The 17,631-nt window shown below is 52.4% G+C and carries 18 protein-coding genes; 7 read left to right on the forward strand and 11 right to left on the reverse strand.

Going from position 1 to position 17,631, the window contains the following annotated elements:
• Positions 1-48: 48 nt before the first annotated feature.
• The 3 genes from Q4E93_RS01425 to Q4E93_RS01435 all read right to left on the reverse strand — a co-directional run bounded on the left by Q4E93_RS01425 (position 49) and on the right by Q4E93_RS01435 (position 3,011).
• On the reverse strand, positions 49-1,752 hold the full coding sequence (locus tag Q4E93_RS01425) for an ABC transporter ATP-binding protein (protein ID WP_303582299.1): 1,704 nt from the start codon (positions 1,750-1,752) through the stop codon (positions 49-51).
• A 40-nt stretch (positions 1,753-1,792) separates the two neighbouring features.
• A complete protein-coding gene (locus Q4E93_RS01430) occupies positions 1,793-2,179 on the reverse strand; it encodes a hypothetical protein (RefSeq protein WP_303582300.1) in 387 nt (128 codons plus the stop codon).
• Between the two features lie 61 nt (positions 2,180-2,240).
• The gene (locus Q4E93_RS01435; RefSeq protein ID WP_303582301.1) at positions 2,241-3,011 is read right to left on the reverse strand and encodes an AMP nucleosidase; all 771 of its coding nucleotides are present in this window, start codon (positions 3,009-3,011) and stop codon (positions 2,241-2,243) included.
• Positions 3,012-3,043: 32 nt separating this feature from the next.
• Here Q4E93_RS01435 and Q4E93_RS01440 point away from each other — a divergent pair, with 32 nt between their 5' ends.
• Entirely contained in the window at positions 3,044-3,487 is a 444-nt protein-coding gene (locus tag Q4E93_RS01440; RefSeq protein ID WP_303582302.1) for a type I restriction enzyme HsdR N-terminal domain-containing protein, read from the forward strand.
• A 315-nt stretch (positions 3,488-3,802) separates the two neighbouring features.
• Here the strand turns inward: Q4E93_RS01440 and Q4E93_RS01445 are convergent, their stop codons facing one another.
• The 7 genes from Q4E93_RS01445 to Q4E93_RS01475 form a co-directional block, all read right to left on the reverse strand.
• Positions 3,803-4,690, reverse strand: coding sequence for an alpha/beta hydrolase (locus tag Q4E93_RS01445; RefSeq protein WP_303582303.1), 888 nt, complete (start codon positions 4,688-4,690; stop codon positions 3,803-3,805).
• Between the two features lie 63 nt (positions 4,691-4,753).
• Positions 4,754-5,506, reverse strand: a complete 753-nt coding sequence (locus tag Q4E93_RS01450; protein ID WP_303582304.1) for a class I SAM-dependent methyltransferase — start codon at positions 5,504-5,506, stop codon at positions 4,754-4,756.
• 59 nt (positions 5,507-5,565) lie between these two features.
• A complete protein-coding gene (locus Q4E93_RS01455; protein WP_303582305.1) occupies positions 5,566-6,984 on the reverse strand; it encodes a Glu/Leu/Phe/Val family dehydrogenase in 1,419 nt (472 codons plus the stop codon).
• A gap of 20 nt (positions 6,985-7,004) precedes the next feature.
• Entirely contained in the window at positions 7,005-7,277 is a 273-nt protein-coding gene (locus tag Q4E93_RS01460; protein ID WP_303582306.1) for a CcmD family protein, read from the reverse strand.
• Positions 7,278-7,308: 31 nt separating this feature from the next.
• The gene (ccsA, locus tag Q4E93_RS01465) at positions 7,309-7,965 is read right to left on the reverse strand and encodes a cytochrome c biogenesis protein (protein WP_303582307.1); all 657 of its coding nucleotides are present in this window, start codon (positions 7,963-7,965) and stop codon (positions 7,309-7,311) included.
• A 201-nt stretch (positions 7,966-8,166) separates the two neighbouring features.
• Positions 8,167-8,847 carry a heme exporter protein CcmB gene (locus Q4E93_RS01470; protein WP_303582308.1) on the reverse strand — a complete coding sequence of 227 codons (681 nt, stop codon included), beginning with the start codon at positions 8,845-8,847 and terminating at the stop codon, positions 8,167-8,169.
• A gap of 51 nt (positions 8,848-8,898) precedes the next feature.
• On the reverse strand, positions 8,899-9,471 hold the full coding sequence (locus tag Q4E93_RS01475; protein ID WP_303582309.1) for a thymidine kinase: 573 nt from the start codon (positions 9,469-9,471) through the stop codon (positions 8,899-8,901).
• Between the two features lie 95 nt (positions 9,472-9,566).
• On the opposite strand from Q4E93_RS01475, the gene Q4E93_RS01480 reads away from it, so the two are divergent.
• Positions 9,567-10,322, forward strand: a complete 756-nt coding sequence (locus Q4E93_RS01480; protein WP_303582310.1) for a DUF8457 domain-containing protein — start codon at positions 9,567-9,569, stop codon at positions 10,320-10,322.
• Here the strand turns inward: Q4E93_RS01480 and Q4E93_RS01485 are convergent.
• Positions 10,295-11,617, reverse strand: coding sequence for a 3-deoxy-D-manno-octulosonic acid transferase (locus Q4E93_RS01485; protein ID WP_303582311.1), 1,323 nt, complete (start codon positions 11,615-11,617; stop codon positions 10,295-10,297). The genes Q4E93_RS01480 and Q4E93_RS01485 overlap by 28 nt on opposite strands.
• Before the next feature lie 129 nt (positions 11,618-11,746).
• On the opposite strand from Q4E93_RS01485, the gene Q4E93_RS01490 reads away from it, so the two are divergent.
• Genes Q4E93_RS01490 through rfbB form a run of 5 tightly spaced genes read left to right on the forward strand, consistent with a single transcriptional unit; the run spans position 11,747 to position 17,630 of the window.
• The gene (locus tag Q4E93_RS01490) at positions 11,747-12,883 is read left to right on the forward strand and encodes a DegT/DnrJ/EryC1/StrS family aminotransferase (protein ID WP_317505125.1); all 1,137 of its coding nucleotides are present in this window, start codon (positions 11,747-11,749) and stop codon (positions 12,881-12,883) included.
• Between the two features lie 40 nt (positions 12,884-12,923).
• A complete protein-coding gene (locus Q4E93_RS01495; protein WP_303582312.1) occupies positions 12,924-14,252 on the forward strand; it encodes a UDP-glucose dehydrogenase family protein in 1,329 nt (442 codons plus the stop codon).
• Between the two features lie 15 nt (positions 14,253-14,267).
• Positions 14,268-15,251, forward strand: coding sequence for a UDP-glucuronic acid decarboxylase family protein (locus Q4E93_RS01500; RefSeq protein WP_303582313.1), 984 nt, complete (start codon positions 14,268-14,270; stop codon positions 15,249-15,251).
• 19 nt (positions 15,252-15,270) lie between these two features.
• Positions 15,271-16,566 (forward strand): nucleotide sugar dehydrogenase, encoded by a 1,296-nt coding sequence (locus Q4E93_RS01505; protein ID WP_303582314.1) that lies wholly within the window; start codon positions 15,271-15,273, stop codon positions 16,564-16,566.
• Positions 16,566-17,630, forward strand: coding sequence for a dTDP-glucose 4,6-dehydratase (rfbB, locus tag Q4E93_RS01510; protein WP_303582315.1), 1,065 nt, complete (start codon positions 16,566-16,568; stop codon positions 17,628-17,630). Before Q4E93_RS01505 ends, rfbB begins: the two co-directional genes overlap by 1 nt.
• The last annotated feature ends 1 nt before the right edge of the window (position 17,631 follow it).

Genomic DNA, 17,631 nt, shown 5'->3' on the forward strand with positions numbered 1-17,631 from the left:
TGCAGCTTGTAGCTTGAGGCTCCCAGCTTGAGGCTCCCAGCTCGCCGCTCACAGCTCACCGCTCGAAGCTATCCCGCGGGGCACCGCGGCTATCAGCTTCTCCGTATAGGCCGATCGTGGGTGATCGTATACTGCCGCTGCATCCCCGATCTCCTCTATCCTGCCTTTATTCATCACCAGGATACGATCACTGATATACCGGATCACCGACAGGTCGTGGGAAATGAAAACCACGGTGAATCCAAATTCTTTTTTCAGGTCATTCAGCAGATTGAGCACCTGTGCCTGCACGCTTACGTCCAGTGCGGATACGGACTCATCGCATACGATGAAAGAAGGTTGCAGGGCCAGCGCCCGGGCGATGACGATCCGCTGTCTTTGGCCGCCGGAGAACTCGTGAGGGTAGCGGTCGTAATGGGAGGCGGAAAGGCTGACCTTTTCCAGCAGCTGTATCGTTTGCTGTCGGCGTTGTGCGGCGGTGGCGGCGCGTCCATGTACTTTTAGCACTTCCGCAATGGCGGCCCCGATGGTGATGCGCGGGTTGAGGGAGGAATAAGGGTCCTGGAAAACGATCTGGATATGGCTGCGTAATTTTTTCAGCTCCTGGCTGGTGTAAGTTGCCATATCCCTTCCTTCGAATGCGATGGTACCGCCGGTCGGCTGGATCAGTCGCAGCAAAGCCCTGCCCAGTGTGGTCTTACCGCAGCCCGACTCACCCACCAGACCCAGGGTCTCTCCTTTATAGATGTCAAAGCTGACATTGTCCACCGCCTTTGTGTAGGCGAGGGCTTTGCCCAGGAAGCTTTTGCGGGAGGGATACCAGACCCGCAGATCGCGGACCCGGATCAGTACGTCGGCTGTGAGCTGCAAGCCGTGAGCTTCGGGCCGGGGGGATAGGTCCCGTCCTTCCATAAAGTCACTTACGACAGGCAGCCTTTCCCCTTTGACGTGCAGTGCCGGCCGGCAGAGCAGCAACCCTTTTGTATAGGGATGTTGCGGACGCCGGAACAGGTCCTCCACGTTGCCCTCTTCCACAACTTTTCCCTTATAGAGGACCAGCGCTCTGTCCGCGATCTCGGCCACGACGCCCAGGTCATGGGTGATGAAGATGACACCCATATGCTCCGTCCGCTGTAGGTCGCTGATCAATTCCAGGATGGTTTTCTGCACAGTGACATCCAGGGCCGTCGTAGGTTCGTCACAGATCAACAGCGAGGGGCGGTTGCTCATGGCCATGGCGATCATCACCCGCTGTTTCTGTCCGCCGCTGAGCTCGTGGGGATATCGGGAATAGATACCCGCAGGGTCCGGCAGCCTCACTTTTTCGAATAATTGTATGGCCTGGCGGCGCGCTGAATCCCCGGACACCTGCTGGTGGACCCGGATCGCTTCCGCCACCTGGTGCCCGCAGGAGAACACAGGGTTCAGAGAGGTCATAGGCTCCTGGAAGATCATGGCGATCTCGTTGCCACGGATGTTTTGCATGGAGCGATGGTCCTGCCGTAGCAGATCGATGACAACGCCCTCACGTGTGGTGAACAGGATCTGTCCCGACCTTATATGGGCCGGAGGCATGGGCAGTAATTGGAGAATGGAGAGAGACGTGATGGATTTCCCCGACCCCGACTCTCCGACCAATGCGACGATCTCCCCCTTTTCTACTTCCAGGTGAATAGCCTGCACCCCCGGCGATATACCGGCCTCTGTTCTAAAATCTATGGTGAGATCCCTGATCGATAATAAAGAAGGCATGCTGCGACGACGGAATTTTATTTACGCAGCCGTAAGATAGCTATTTTACCGTTTGGACAACCTGGATCGTATTTTGAACATCAGGTGTGGGCTCATAGATCAGGCATCTGACACAGCTTTGCGCAGGGCTGTCATGCAGGAGCCTGAATTGAAAAGTGTCTCCTTTTTGAAGTCCATATTTGCCAAAATCGCAGTAATTACTGACGGCAAATACATTGTGATAGGTGCTGTCACTTTGCGGATTCTTCCAGCTCTTAAGGTACTTTGCCGGGTCCATATCGCCGGCTATCAGCTGGATGGTGTACTGCGAACAGATGCTGCCTATGACCTTGCCTGTAAACAATCCCGATGAATGGTTCCTGGAAGGTTTGCATGCCGCAAAGAAGAGAATGCCAAACAGCGCCGGCAGATGAAATATGCTACGCATAGCTTTTCTTTCTTTGACAAGCAGGGCCATGGTATCGTTGCATGAAGCAGGGCGCCGGAGATTAAAACCGGAGGTGTCTTACCGTGACGCCATTGTTGATCAGCTGCTTCAGACTGTCGATGCCGATCCGGATGTGATTTTCCACAAATTGGGAGGTGATCTTCAGGTCGCTTTCCGCGGTCTTCACTCCTTCCGGCACCATGGGCTGATCGCTCACCAGCAACAAGGCCCCCGTGGGGATCTTGTTAAAAAATCCGACTGAAAAGATGGTGGCGGTCTCCATATCGATGGCATAGGCCCTGATCTTTTTCAGGTATTCTTTAAAAGCCTCGTCATGCTCCCATACGCGTCTGTTCGTCGTATATACCGTGCCTGTCCAATAATCTACGGCATATTCCCTGATCGTGGTGGAGATGGCTTTTTGCAGGGCGAAGGCCGGCAATGCGGGCACTTCAGGTGGAAAATAATCATTGGAGGTCCCTTCTCCCCGGATAGCGGCTATAGGGAGGATCAGGTCGCCCAGCTTATTCCTTTTCTTGAGGCCGCCGCATTTCCCCAGGAAAAGGACGGCTTTGGGCTCGATGGCCGTCAGCAGATCCATGATCGTGGCGGCGCCCGGGCTACCCATCCCGAAATTGATGATGGTGATCTCTCCAGCAGTGGCACATTGCATGGGCTTGTGGAGACCCACTACCTCGACATTATGCCAGTCGGCGAATAATTGCACATAATTCTCGAAATTGGTAAGTAGGATATACTTGCCGAAGTTTTCCAGCTGCTGGCCTGTATAACGGGGCAGCCAATTATGTACAATCTCATCTTTGGTTTTCATTGCGTAAATTTAGCAAATAGTTTCGTCAACACATGATCAAGATCTACTATCCTACGCATTCCTTCAAGATACGGGAGCCTGAGCGCGGCAAGGAAGAAATATGGGATGAGCTTCGGAAATTGTGGGTACGGCTTAACCCGGAGGAATGGGTCCGCCAGAATTTCATACAATATTTGCTGCAGGTGAAGAATTACCCGGCCAGCTATCTGGCGGCGGAAAGGAATATAAAGCTGGGTGAGCTGAATAAACGGTTCGACCTCATGGTGTTCGATCGCAGCGCCCGTCCCTGGATGCTGGTGGAATGCAAGGCCATGGACGAAAAGCTGAACAGCCGCGTGATGTGGCAGGTACTGCGTTACAATATGGCTGTCCCGGTGAAATACATTGTTATTACGAATGGGGAGGAATGCCATGCGTTTGTACGGGGAGAAGTGGATTTTGAGGAGATCGCGGTGTTGCCGGGGTATGATGAATGAGGGTAGGGGCTCCCTGGATTGATTAGGCGATGGCAGGTTTTTCTTTATTGCTATTCACGACAGCTATAACCGAGCGGAGCGAAGCGCTTGGTCGGCTGCCCGCGAATGGGCATGTGCGGATTTGTAAAGAGAGCGGCTTGCAATGCAGGGGTTTTGAGGTTGACCCTGCCGTGGAGCCGCCTTACCTTTCCTACGGTGGAGATTTATGAAAATGTTTGGTAATAGTTGTCGTTGAAAAAAGTACTCCGATCCATCGAAGATGGAAAGTACAGCGGCGGAACGGTTAGGGTCGCCGAAAATGCGGAGAAGCAAAAACTACTGATGAAAACTCACCCCAATAAACGCCAGCGCATCGGTGATCCCTGTCCGCCAGTAGGTCCAGGAATGCCCCCCATCGCGTACGCGGAATTCATGGGGCACATGCTTATCCATCAGCGCAATATGCAGCTCGCAGTTGGCCCTGGAAAGGCCGTCATCGTCACCGCAATCGATCCAGTAACGGACTGACCTCAATGCATCAGCGGATCTTTCCTCCACGATCTTCAGGGGAGAATTGGCATACCAGGCTTTGGTGAGCCTGTCCTTTCCTTTCACTCCCCGGCCGTACAGCTGTGCGAAAGTCCTGTTGTATTGCTCGTCCGCCATTCCACTCATCGTAACATCATCGAAGACCGCCGCGCTGAGGGGGGCCGCAGCAGCAAAAAGCTCCGGGTATTTCAGGGAATAGATCAGGCTGCCGTATCCGCCCATGGATAGGCCGGCAATGCCGCGGTAATGCTTTTCTGCCTTGATCCGGTAACTCTTTTCGATGGCAGGCATAAATTCTTTGATAAAGAAGTCCTCATACTTCTCCTTGCCGTCAAAGGAATTGATGTACCAGCTGGAGTCCCCGTTGGGCATGACGATGATCATGGGAGGGATGGTGCCTTCGGCAATGGCCTTGTCCGCATACCGGTCGATCTCCCCGAATTGCAGCCAGCCCGTATTGTCGTCCGTGTAGCCATGGAGGAGATAGACAACGGGGTAGCTCCTTTCCGAGGTTTCATAGTCCGGGGGCAGGTAGATCGTATAATTTACATTCTTCCCAAGAATGGCGCTGCTGATGATCTTCTGTTCGATCACCTTGCCTGCGCGCTGGCCAGAAGTGCACAGGGACAAGGAAAGAATGGTAAGGCAAAAGGTTAATTTTTGCAGAGAGGGCATAAAGGCAACTGTTTGGATTACAATTTAAGGAACTATGGCCATACGAACCATAGGTTCGTCGGTTCAATTGCGCGCAATGTATATTTTCGTTTGATAGTCGAAATGGACCACGCCATCCTTTTGCCAGGTGACGAAGATCTGCCGGAGTTGCTCCATCATTTTTTTATATATGTCATTTTCTTCAATTGGTATGTAGGAGGAGGAGAGCAGGCGGCCTTGTAATCTTTCCCAATCGAAGGTCTGCCTATTCCCGGTCACCTTCAGCTGAAAGGGCATCGGCTCGAAAAAAACCTCGATCTCCTTCAGGGTGATATTAGAATGGTTCACCTGGGCATAGTCCGTTCCAAATTCCCGCAGCAAGCCTTCATATGCTTTTTCGAATCCCGAATCCACCTGACGCTCATTCCACATAAGGGCGAGGGAGCCACCGGGTCTGGCTATCCGCCGAAACTCCTTCCTGGCGGCTACTGGTTCGAACCAATGAAAGGCCTGACTGGCAATGACGAGGTCTGCGCTGGATGCCGCCAACCCTGTATGCTCTGCTGTTCCGTTGATGCTGATGAATCCCGGATGGCTGCCCAGGAGCGCTGCTGCTTTTTCACGCATGGCATCGTTGGGTTCCACTGCATATACGGTATTGCCATTGTCCAGAAAGAGGGTGGTGGAAATACCGGTGCCGGAGCCGATGTCGGCGACTTTCCAGGTGGGGGAAAATCCGGTGGTTTCGGAAAGAAGGTCCAGCACCGCCGCAGGATAGCCGGGGCGGTATTTAACGTAGTTGTCTACGCGGTTACTGAAGCGATGGGTGTTGTCCATAAAATAAACTGCACAAAAAAGCCGTCCGCCAGCTGGCGGACGGCTTTTTCTTAAAATCTTTACGGAAAGATCCCCAATTCCGCATAGCTGGTGCCCACCTTATTAATAGCCACCACATAAGCCGCTGTCCGCATATCGGGGATATCCGGCATGCTCTTCCAGGCCGTCATGATCTCCCGCGTGGCGGCGATCATCGTCTCTTCAAGACCGCTGTACACCAGGTCCACCTCATCGGCGCCATGCAGGATAAATTCTTTTTCCGCAGGCGACACTTTCTTGCCCGTGAGGCCTTCTATCTGACCCAGGATATGGGTATTCATATTCTCGGTAAAGCGCTTTTCCATGCGGCCATAACGCACGTGGCTAAGGTTTTTCAGCCATTCGAAATAGCTGACGGTGACACCTCCCGCATTCAGGTACATGTCGGGTACCACGAGGGTGCCTTTCTTGATGAAGATCTCATCCGCCTCCGGTGTGAGGGGACCGTTGGCGGCTTCGCCGATGATCCTGGCTTTTACGTTCGGAGCGTTCTTCCCATTGATGACATTCTCCAATGCGGCGGGTATGAGGATATCGCATTCCAGCTCCAGCGCATCCCCGGAGTTAGGGATATTCGTGGCGCCGGGAAAGTTCAGGATGCTGCCTGTCTTCTTCCTATGTTGAAATACTTCTTCTTCGTTGAGGCCTGCCGGATTGGTGATGGCGCCTTCAAATTCGGCGAGCGCGATGACCTTGGCGCCGCCTTCGCGGAAGAACTTAGCTGCATGATAGCCCACATTACCCATTCCCTGGACGACAACGGTCTTTCCTTCGATGCCGGGTTTTAGCTTGAGGCGGCTCATCACATCCTCCATGTTGCAGACCTCGCGGATGCCATAGAACACGCCCAGGCCGGTGGCTTCCCGGCGTCCGCGTACCCCGCCTTGTGAGACAGGCTTGCCTGTGACGCAGCCAAGCGCGTCGATCTCGCCGGGGCGCATGCTCATATAGGTGTCCAGGATCCAGGCCATTTCACGCTCGCCCGTTCCGTAGTCCGGCGCGGGTACGTCCGTGCCCGGGCCGATGAAGTTCTTTTTGATCAGCTCGGACGTATAGCGACGGGTGATCTTTTCCAGCTCGTAGGGTGTATATTTCTTCGGGTCGATGGTGATCCCGCCTTTTGCGCCGCCAAAAGGTACATTCACGATGGCGCATTTGAAGGTCATGAGGGCCGCCAGGGCCATCACCTCATCCAGGTTGACCGAAAGGGCAAAACGGATCCCGCCTTTACAGGGTGTTTTGTGATGGGAATGCTGAACACGATAAGCTTTGATCACTTCTATCTTATCGCCGATCTTTACGGGGAAGAACATCCGGTATACGGCATTGCATTGTTTGATCTGTTCCAGGATGCCGGGATCCCAGGAGGTATGCTTTGCCGCCTTGTCAAAACTTTTTTCTACTGCTTCAAAGAATTTGTACTCGATTTGTGCCGCCATAACATATGGATTTATCGTTTTTATTTTTTATCCGTGCTTACTTCTTTTTCCAGCCGGGTGATCTTCCGGTCCAGCCGGACAACATAGCCGATCAGGCCCAGCAGGATCACCAACACCACGGCGACCACTACATAGATCTTTCCACTGGCCCGCAACTGGTCGGCCATTTCCACTCTTTGTGCTGCAGCGCTATCGACAACCTTTAGCTGGCCGGTGCTATCCTGCGCAAATACTACCGATCTGGCGACCCAAAAAGATAAAAGCAACAGGAGAGCGCAAACTTTTTTATACATCGCTTGAATATATTCTTTTCAAATAGAGTTTTCAATGAAGACGCTGTTCTGACAACATTTGCAGGCGGATACGTAAGGTAGTGATCCACACACCCAGCAAGGCCCATCCCGGCAAGGCTCCCGGCCAGAAAACCATACGTATATGGACATCTGCGTTGATGGCCGGATTTCCCGATCCCCCCGGGTGAAGGCTATCCACCAGACGGGGTATGATCCAGATCGTAGGGAACAGCATGGCAAAGGCGAATATGTTATATACGGCGCCGATCCTTGCCCGCTTGTCCACATCGGTCATGGAGTTCCGTAATACCAGGTATGCCAGGTAGATCAGCAAGGCAACGACGGCTCCCAGCTGCTTGGGATCATTGCTCCAGAAAGCATTCCAGGTAAAGCCGGCCCAGACAGAGCCGGTGGTCAACCCCAGGACGCCATACACAATACCGGTTTTGGCATACTCTAACGCGTAAATGTCGAATATATGATTGTTGGTGCGCAGGTATTTGATGGAATAGACCAGGGAAGTGATGAAAAGGATCATCATACAGAACCACATGGCTATATGAAAATAGTAGTTCCGGATCGTCTCGTTAAGGATGGGCTTGGCGGGCACCGGGCCTAAAAATCCGGCTACAAAAGTGTAGATAAGTAGTATAACGCATAATATTTTCCACCAATTCTGTCGAAGCATATCACATTCTTATTAGGGGTTGATCTGTGCAAACTCGTTGTTAATCAATGTAAATAGGCACAACCCCCGGTTTGGATCAGCAAAATTAGGGGAAAGCGCCAGCATATTCCGCAAACGGCTTTCCCAATCGTGAAAATTAAATGAAGCAGTGGTATTCTCCCGCCAGGGCAATAGAAAATCTAAATAACTACTGACTAAGCTTCAATCCTTCCAAAGAAAAGGGAAAAGAATAATGGCGAGCGCAACGATCATCAGGTCCAGTCCCGCGATCAGGGCCAGCATACTGCCCAGGCCGCCCTGCACGACATCTTCAAAAGCAATGGTCGACGCTTTATTCAACAACATCAGCTGTGGAATGATCAGCGGGAAGCCCAGGATAGCCATCAGGGCAGCGCTTTGCTGCGCGCGTGCAGCGATCGCCGCCAGAAAGGTGAAGACCAGGCTAAGGCTTACCCCTCCCAGGCCACTGAGCAACAGGAACGATATAGGATGAGCCAGGGGGTTACCCAGCATCAGCGTGAACAGAAAGAGACTGACCAGGCTCATCAACAGCATGAGTAGGGCATTGAACAACAATTTGGAAAGAATAAAATCCCTCGCGCCGGCTATTGAGTAAAAATACAGCAAACGACCGCGTCCCTCCTGCAGAAAACTTTTGGCCACCGCATTTACGCAGATGAACAGCTGGATCATCCAGAACAACCCTTTCCAGACGGCGCCTTCGGGTTCACCCATGGAAAGATATAATACAAATATGGTGGAAGCGACATATAAGAGCACACCGTAAAAAGTATACTGTTGACGGACCTCCAGCAGAAGATCCTTCTTAAAAAGCGACCATATATAGCGGGTGGATCCCCCCATCGGCAACAATTTTAACATTTTTATAAATTTTATCCCGCAGCATTTTTTCACCTCCTACATGCGACAATTTCAGCATTCCGGACCATAGTAGCAATTTCTGCAACGGGGTTCGTAAATATCCATTTCTCCCAGCATAATTTGCCCGCCGGTGGTTTTCTTACGGTAGGAATAGTTGGCAATGTTTCCACATTTTACACAAATGGCATGCAACTTGGTTATATATTCTGCTTTGGCAAGCAGGTAAGGCATTTGTCCGAAAGGTTTGGCGGAGTAGTCCATATCCAGTCCTGCAATGATGACACGGATACCGCGAAAGGCCAGCTGGTCGCAGACTTCAGGTAACTGGTCATCGAAGAACTGGGCTTCGTCGATGCCGATGACGTCGACCTCATTTGCCAGCAAGAGTATCGTTTGAGAATTGTCGATAGGTGTGGATTGAATGGCGGTTTCATCATGCGAAACGATGTTTTGCTCGTGGTAGCGGGTATCCATGGCAGGCTTGAAGATCTCAACTTTCAGATGGGCGATCTTCGCCCGCTTCAGTCTCCGTATCAACTCCTCGGTCTTTCCCGAGAACATGGATCCGCAAATTACCTCTATCCAGCCACGTCTCTCGCCTTTAATATGAGGTTCAATGAACATAAGCGCATAAAATTAGGTTCGGAATTTGTTATAACTTTATAGTGATTACCACGGTGGATCGCATTTACTAACCCGAAAAGGCTCCCCATTGTACCATGGAAAGACTACAACAACTTATTAACCAGTTACAAGAGCAGCATGATAGGAAGGTAGACCCCTCTCAAATGCTCCAGACCATCCGGCTCCTGGAAGCCGAGCTTGCCCTCTTGTCAACCCAGGCAGCTGTCAGCAAGGGATCGGCAAAAGTAGCGGTTATGATGCCATCCTCCATGAAAATATATTCCGGGCATGCTGCCATGCAGGAAGTAAGGACGGCAGCTGTTGGAGCAGGAGCAGCCGCCAGCGTGGCGGCCCCCCCTGTGGTCAATGTTCCGCCTCCGCCGGCTCCCGAGGTCCGGCTGGCCCCTGATCCGGGTAACCCGCCCCGCCCCGCCGCTAAAGACCCGGAAAAAGGCCCCTGGCCCTACGATCCGCTGGCCGAGATCCCTACCTTACTGGCCCAGCAGCAAAAGCAGCCCCGCGAGCTTAACGATGTAATTGGCAACAATGGCTCGTCGCTGAATGACAAGCTGAGAACAGACAGGCTGGAGCTCAAATCAGCCCTCAACGACACGCCCGTACGGGACCTGAAAAAGGCCATCGGCGTCAACGACCGCTTTGTATTCATCAGCCAGCTCTTCCGGGGGGACGAAGTGATGTACGAACGCAGTCTGAAGACCATCAACGGCTTCCGCATCCTGCCCGAGGCAGAATACTGGATGGAGCGGGAACTGAAAGTTAAGCTGGGATGGGATGAGACCCGGGAAACGGTGAAGCATTTCTATCAGCTGGTCAAAAGACGATTTTCCTGAATATAACGGACGATCCGGTCCGTCGCTCCTTTTTTACCATATACATAGTCCCGGGATGCCTCACAGGCCTGCCGGTATTCTTCTTCATTGTTTAGCAGCCGGTGGAATACAGACTCCGCTTCCAGCGCACTGTCGATGACAATACCACCGCCCAGTTCCGTCAGCTCCACCGCCTCGATGTATTTCTCGATCACAGGTCCGAAGACCACCGGACGGCCATAGACGGCAGCTTCCAGCACGTTGTGCACCCCATCGTCCCCGAATCCACCGCCGACATAAGCAACAGTGGCATATTGGTACAGCCGGGATAGCATCCCGATATTATCGATGATCAATACATTCGGCGCCGGCTGGCCCGGACGCAAACCTTTGAACCCCTGGCTCGCCGCTTCCCCCGTTCCCCGGCTTGCAGCTAATTCTGAATAGCGGATCTTGTTCCGGAACAGCTGCTCCACCTCTTTCAGCCGCCCCTCTTCGATCTCATGGGGTGCAATGACAAATCGGATATCCGGATGTGTATTGGCATAATGGTCCAGCTCCTCCTCGTCCTCCTCCCAGGTGCTGCCGGCGACGACCACGGTCGCATCGCCGCAGAAAGCTTCGATGGCCGGCAGCGATTCCCGGCTTTCGGCAATCTCGATCACCCTGTCGAAACGGGTATCCCCACTGACGCTGACGTTCCCGGTGAACCCAATGGTCGCCAGCAATTTCCGGGAGGCTTCCGTCTGCACGAAGAGATGGGTAAAGCATTCCAGCATATAGCGGTGCAGCCTGCCCCACCACTTGAAAAAGGGCTGATCCGCACGGAAGATGCCTGACACCAGTAGGGTAGGGATCTTCCTTTTCCTCAGCTCCACCAGGAAATAATACCAGTAATCATATTTTATCCAGATCACCAGGGTGGGCTTCACCAGGTCGATGAACCGGCGGGCATGCTGACGTGAATCCAGGGGCAGGTAAAATATATGATCGGCCCCCTTGTAGTCTTTACGCGCCTTATATCCCGAAGGAGAGAAAAAGCTGATGACGACCTTGCTCTCCGGCGACGTAGCCCGGAGGCGCTCCAGCACCGGTCTGCCCTGTTCGAATTCCCCCAGCGACGCACAATGCATCCATATAACTGGGTATTTTTCAGCGGCAAGCTGCGAGCTGTCAGCCCCAAGCTCGGCTGCCATCCTGTCAAAAAGGCCCTTTCTGCCTTCCAGCCAGCTCTTTGCCTTCTTGTTCCAGGGGGCTATCAGCCCAATACCCAGGCGGTAGGCCCATAAAAAAACATGATAGAAGATAATACTCACTCGTACGAAGATAACAATTTATAAATGTCCGGCTTGCAGCTTGTAGCTTGAAGCTTGCAGCTTGAATAAGTCACAATTTTGCAGTAGGTTTGTGCCCGGTTAAAACCTGGTAAAACAACAAGACATAGTATGAACATGCGGCCGATTCAAATGGTAGACCTGAAGCAGCAATACGTTAAGATAAAGAAGGAGGTGGATTCGGCCATTCAGGAGGTAATAGACAACGCCGCATTTATCCAGGGTAAGGCCGTCTCTGATTTTGCGACGGCCCTGTCTGCGTACACCGGCTCCAAACACGTCATTCCCTGCGCCAACGGCACCGATGCCCTCCAGATCGCCATGATGGCCCTGGACCTCCAGCCGGGTGACGAAGTGATCACCCCCTCTTTCACCTATGTCGCTACCACGGAAGTAGTCGCCCTGTTAAGGCTTAAACCAGTGTTCGTGGAGGTGGACCCGAAGACCTTCTGCATCGACCCGGCCGCCATTGAAAAAGCCATTACGCCCAGGACCAGGGCCATTGTCCCGGTGCACCTGTACGGACAAGCTGCTCCGATGGAGGAGATCATGGACATTGCCGCCCGACATAAACTGTATGTCATCGAAGACAATGCACAGGCCATCGGCAGTGACTATACCTTTTCGGATGGCAGGACCCAAAAAACAGGCTCCATCGGTACCATCGGCACCACCTCGTTCTTCCCTTCAAAAAATTTGGGCTGCTACGGCGATGGCGGAGCAATATTTACAGATGATGACACGTTAGCTAGCCGGTTGAAAATGATTGCAAACCACGGGCAAAGCCGGCGTTATTATCACGACCTTGTAGGCTGCAACAGCCGGCTCGACTCCATACAGGCGGCCGTGCTGAATGTCAAGCTGAAGAGCCTGGATGCATATATCGCCGCCAGGCGCAGCGCCGCAGATTTTTATGACGCCGCCTTTTCAGCGCACCCGAAGATCACGACGCCTTACCGGGCTTCTTACAGCCATCACGTTTTTCACCAGTATACGCTTGTCCTGGAAGGAGTTGACCGCAATGGGCTGAATGAATACCTGGCTGGAAAGAACATCCCGTCAATGATCTACTATCCCGTACCCGCCCATCGTCAAAAGATGTTTGCCGCCTTTGGCGGAGGCGATTGGTCCCTGCCCGTCACCGATTGGCTGACGGAAAGGGTCATCTCCCTGCCCATGCATACAGAGCTGGATAAAGAGCAGTTACAGTACATCACCGCTTCGGTGAAGGAGTACATCGATAAATAAAGCGACCTTAACCTAAACAAATTTTAAAAATTAGTCTTTTATGAAAATTGCTGTTGTAGGCACCGGCTATGTAGGACTGGTCACCGGAACCTGTTTCGCGGAAACAGGCAATGATGTCATCTGCGTTGATATCGACGCGGGTAAAGTAAAAAAACTATCCAATGGTCAGATCACCATTTATGAGCCTGGCCTGGAGAAGCTCTTCCTTCGCAACCTGAAAGAAGAACGGCTTAAGTTTACCACCAGCCTCGAAGACGGCATAAAAGACGCCCAGATCATCTTCCTGGCGCTGCCCACCCCTCCCGGTGAAGACGGCTCCGCCGACCTGAAATATATTTTGGGCGTTTCCGACAGCCTTGGCAAGATCCTGAAGGATTACAAGGTCGTCGTCGATAAGAGCACCGTTCCCGTCGGAACAGCCGAAAAGGTGCATGCCGCCATCTCAAAGAACTATAAAGGTGAATTCGATGTGGTATCCAATCCCGAGTTCCTTCGGGAAGGGGTAGCTGTAGACGATTTCATGAAGCCGGACAGGGTAGTCATCGGCACTTCTTCCGAACGTGCCCGTAAGGTCATGAACGACCTGTACAATCCTTTCGTCCGCCAGGGCAACCCCATTATTTTCATGGACGAGCGCTCCGCCGAGCTGACGAAATATGCGGCCAACTCATTCCTGGCCACCAAGATCACCTTTATGAACGAAGTGGCACTGCTGTGTGAAAAGCTGGGCGCTGACGTCGATATGGTAAGGCGCGGCATCGGCAGCGATGAGCGGATCGGCAAGCGTTTTCTTTTCCCCGGCATCGGCTATGGCGGCAGCTGCTTCCCCAAGGACGTACAGGCCCTCGTGAAGTCTTCCCAGGAAGTGAGCTACGATTTCCGTATCCTCAACGCCGTTATGGATGTCAATGAGAAGCAGAAGCTGCACCTGATGCCCAAAGTGAAGAAATACTTTTCGGGCAACCTGAAAGGCAAGCATTTCGCTCTTTGGGGGCTGGCCTTCAAGCCCAATACTGACGACATCCGCGAAGCGCCGGCTCTTTATATGATCGATGCCCTCGTTGCGGAAGGCGCGACCGTCACCGTATTTGATCCGGAGGCCATGAACAATGTCAAACAACTGATAGGAGATAAAGTGAAGTATGCGGAGAGCCAGTATGAAGCCCTTGAAGGCGCCGACGCGCTGATCATTGCCACCGAATGGAATGAATTCCGGACCCCCAACTTCCTGAAGATCGTCACCACACTGAAGAGCAAAGTGATCTTCGACGGCCGCAATCTTTTCGACATCGCAGCTATCAGGGAGCTGGGATTCTATTATGAAAGCGTAGGCCGCGCACCCTCTAACGCTACTGGAAAAAAATCCTAAAACAACCCAAACACAATGGCCAAAAAAAGAGTACTTATCACAGGGGCCGCCGGTTTTTTAGGCTCCCACTTATGCGATCGCTTCATAAAGGAAGGATACCATGTCATCGGGATGGACAATCTCATCACGGGGGACATGAAAAATATAGAGCACCTTTTCAAGCTGGAGGATTTCGAATTCTACCATCATGACGTCAGCAAATTCATCCACGTACCGGGTGAGCTGGCTTATATCCTCCACTTCGCCAGCCCCGCCAGCCCTATCGACTATCTGAAGATCCCCATCCAGACCCTGAAGGTCGGCAGCCTTGGCACCCACAACTGCCTGGGTCTGGCCAAGTCCAAAAAGGCGAGGATCCTTGTAGCCTCAACATCAGAGATCTATGGTGATCCGCTGGTGCACCCCCAACCGGAAGAATACTGGGGCAATGTCAACCCGGTAGGTCCCCGCGGTGTATACGACGAGGCCAAGCGTTTCCAGGAAGCCATCACCATGGCTTATCATAATTTCCATGGCGTGGAGACCCGCATTGTACGGATCTTCAATACCTATGGTCCGCGTATGAGGCTGAATGACGGTCGTGCATTGCCCGCCTTTATCGGGCAAGCCCTCCGTGGCGAAGACCTGACGGTCTTTGGGGATGGCAGCCAGACCCGTTCTTTCTGCTATGTGGATGACCTGGTGGAAGGTATCTATCGCCTCCTGCTCAGCGACTATCATCTCCCTGTCAATATCGGCAATCCTTCCGAGATCACCCTGAAGCAATTCGCGGAAGAGGTCATCGCACTCACGGGCACCAAACAAAAGATCACTTATAAACCGCTGCCTGTGGACGATCCGAAGCAGCGCCGGCCCGACATTACCAAAGCAAAAGAGATCCTTGGCTGGGAGCCGAAGGTGGAACGTAAGGTTGGATTGAAGATCACCTACGATTATTTTAAATCCCTGCCTCCCGAAGAATGGAATAAACAGCCGAAGGAATTTGCGAAAAAAGCCTGATCCAAAAAGCCAGATCCAAATGAAGAACGAAAGAATATATGACGAACTGACGGGCGGGAAAGCTAAGCTGGCCGTCATCGGCCTTGGTTATGTAGGCCTGCCCATAGCCCTGGAATTTGCAAAAAAGATCTCAGTCATCGGATTTGATATCAATAAAAAGCGCATCCAGATGATGCGTGAGGGGATCGACCCCTCCAAAGAAGTGGAGACCGGAGAATTTCAGGGCCGCAACATCGTCTTCACGGACGACCTGTCGGTGCTGAAGGAGGCCAGCTTTTTTATCGTGGCTGTGCCAACCCCCGTCGATAAATACAATGTTCCTGACCTGAAACCCTTGCTGGGCGCCTCAGAAACGGTGGGAAAGGTCCTGAAACCCGGGGATTATGTGGTCTATGAATCCACAACTTATCCCGGCTGCACCGAAGAGGACTGCCTGCCTGTGCTGGAAAAGACCTCCCGGCTGAAGATGGGTGAGGATTTTTACCTGGGTTATTCGCCTGAGCGGATCAACCCCGGAGACAAGAAGAATACCCTTCGTACCATCGTCAAGGTGGTGTCCGGCAATGACCAGGGCTCCCTGGAACAGATAGCGAAGACGTATGAGCTGGTGGTGGATGCCGGCGTTCACCGCGCCCCGTCCATCAAAGTGGCGGAAGCCAGCAAGATCGTGGAAAATACCCAGCGCGATCTGAATATAGCCCTGATGAATGAGCTGTCCCTGATCTTCGACAGGATGGGTATCAATACCTACGATGTCATTGCCGCTGCAGGCACCAAGTGGAACTTCCTGCGTTTTTTCCCGGGTCTGGTGGGCGGACATTGTATAGGCGTTGATCCCTACTATCTTACGCACAAGGCCGCTGCCCTGGGTTATGAATCCAAGGTCATTTCGTCCTCCCGCTATATCAATGATGATATGGCCAAATACGTGGCCCGCAAGATCATCAAGCATGTCCTGCGCATTTCCAATGAACCCAGGGTGCTGGTGAAGGGAGTGACTTTTAAGGAGAACGTGAGCGATATCCGCAATTCCAAGATCGTGGACACCGTAAAAGAGCTGCTTTCTTTCAATATTATCGTAGATGTGGAAGACCCTTATGCCATGGAAGATGAGGTCCATGAAGAATATGGCCTGAAACTTGTTCGGAAGGGGGCGGGTAACTATGACGCCGTGATCGTCACCGTACCCCATGCACCCTATGTGGGACTGGACGATGCTTATTTCACGTCCATCACCCGGGAAGGCGCGCTGGTTGCCGACCTGAGGGGGATTTATAAGAATAAGATAACAAATAGAAAATACTGGAGCTTATAATGGCCAACTTCACTAAAAAGATCATGATCACCGGCGGCGCCGGGTTTATTGGTTCCCATGTGGTAAGATTATTTGTAAAAAAATATCCCGGGTACCTCATCGTCAATCTGGATGCGCTTACCTATGCCGGCAACCTGGCTAACCTGCAGGATGTGGAGTCTTTGCCCAACTACAAGTTCGAAAAGGGGGATATTACGGACGAAGCACGCATGAAGGAGCTGTTCGATGCCTATACATTCGATGCCGTCATTCACCTGGCGGCCGAAAGCCACGTGGATCGCAGTATCCTGGACCCGCTGGCGTTCGTGAAGACCAATGTGCTGGGGACGGCCAACCTGCTGAATGTAGCATATACCAAGTGGAAAGGGGCATTGGATGATAAATTGTTTTATCATGTATCCACGGATGAAGTGTACGGTTCGCTGGGAAAGGAAGGCTTCTTTACGGAAGAGACGCCTTATGATCCACGGTCGCCGTATTCTGCCAGCAAAGCATCCTCGGACCATTTTGTGATGGCCTGGCACCATACCTATGGCCTGCCTGTAGTGCTGTCCAACTGCAGCAACAACTACGGATCCCATCATTTTCCCGAGAAGCTCATCCCCCTGATGATCAACAACATCCTGAACAGCCGACCCCTGCCCGTATACGGCAAGGGTGAGAATGTTCGTGACTGGCTGTATGTAGAAGACCATGCCCGCGCCATCGATACCATTTTTCACCAGGGAAAGAAAGGTGAAACATATAACATCGGTGGCTTCAACGAATGGAAGAACATCGACATCGTACACCTGCTGTGCGGTATCATGGATAGAAAGCTGAACAGGCCCGCCGGTGAGTCAGCCAAATTGATCACGTATGTGAAAGACCGGCCGGGACACGATCTCCGTTATGCCATCGATGCTACAAAGCTAAATAAAGAGCTGGGCTGGACCCCTTCTCTGCAATTCGAAGAAGGGCTGGAAAAGACGGTGGACTGGTATCTGCAAAACCAGGACTGGGTGAAAGCCGTCACATCCGGAGACTATCAGAAATACTACAACGAACAATACAACAAGAGATAAG

Source organism: Flavitalea plasmicola, assembly GCF_030546645.1.
GTDB lineage: Bacteria > Bacteroidota > Bacteroidia > Chitinophagales > Chitinophagaceae > Puia.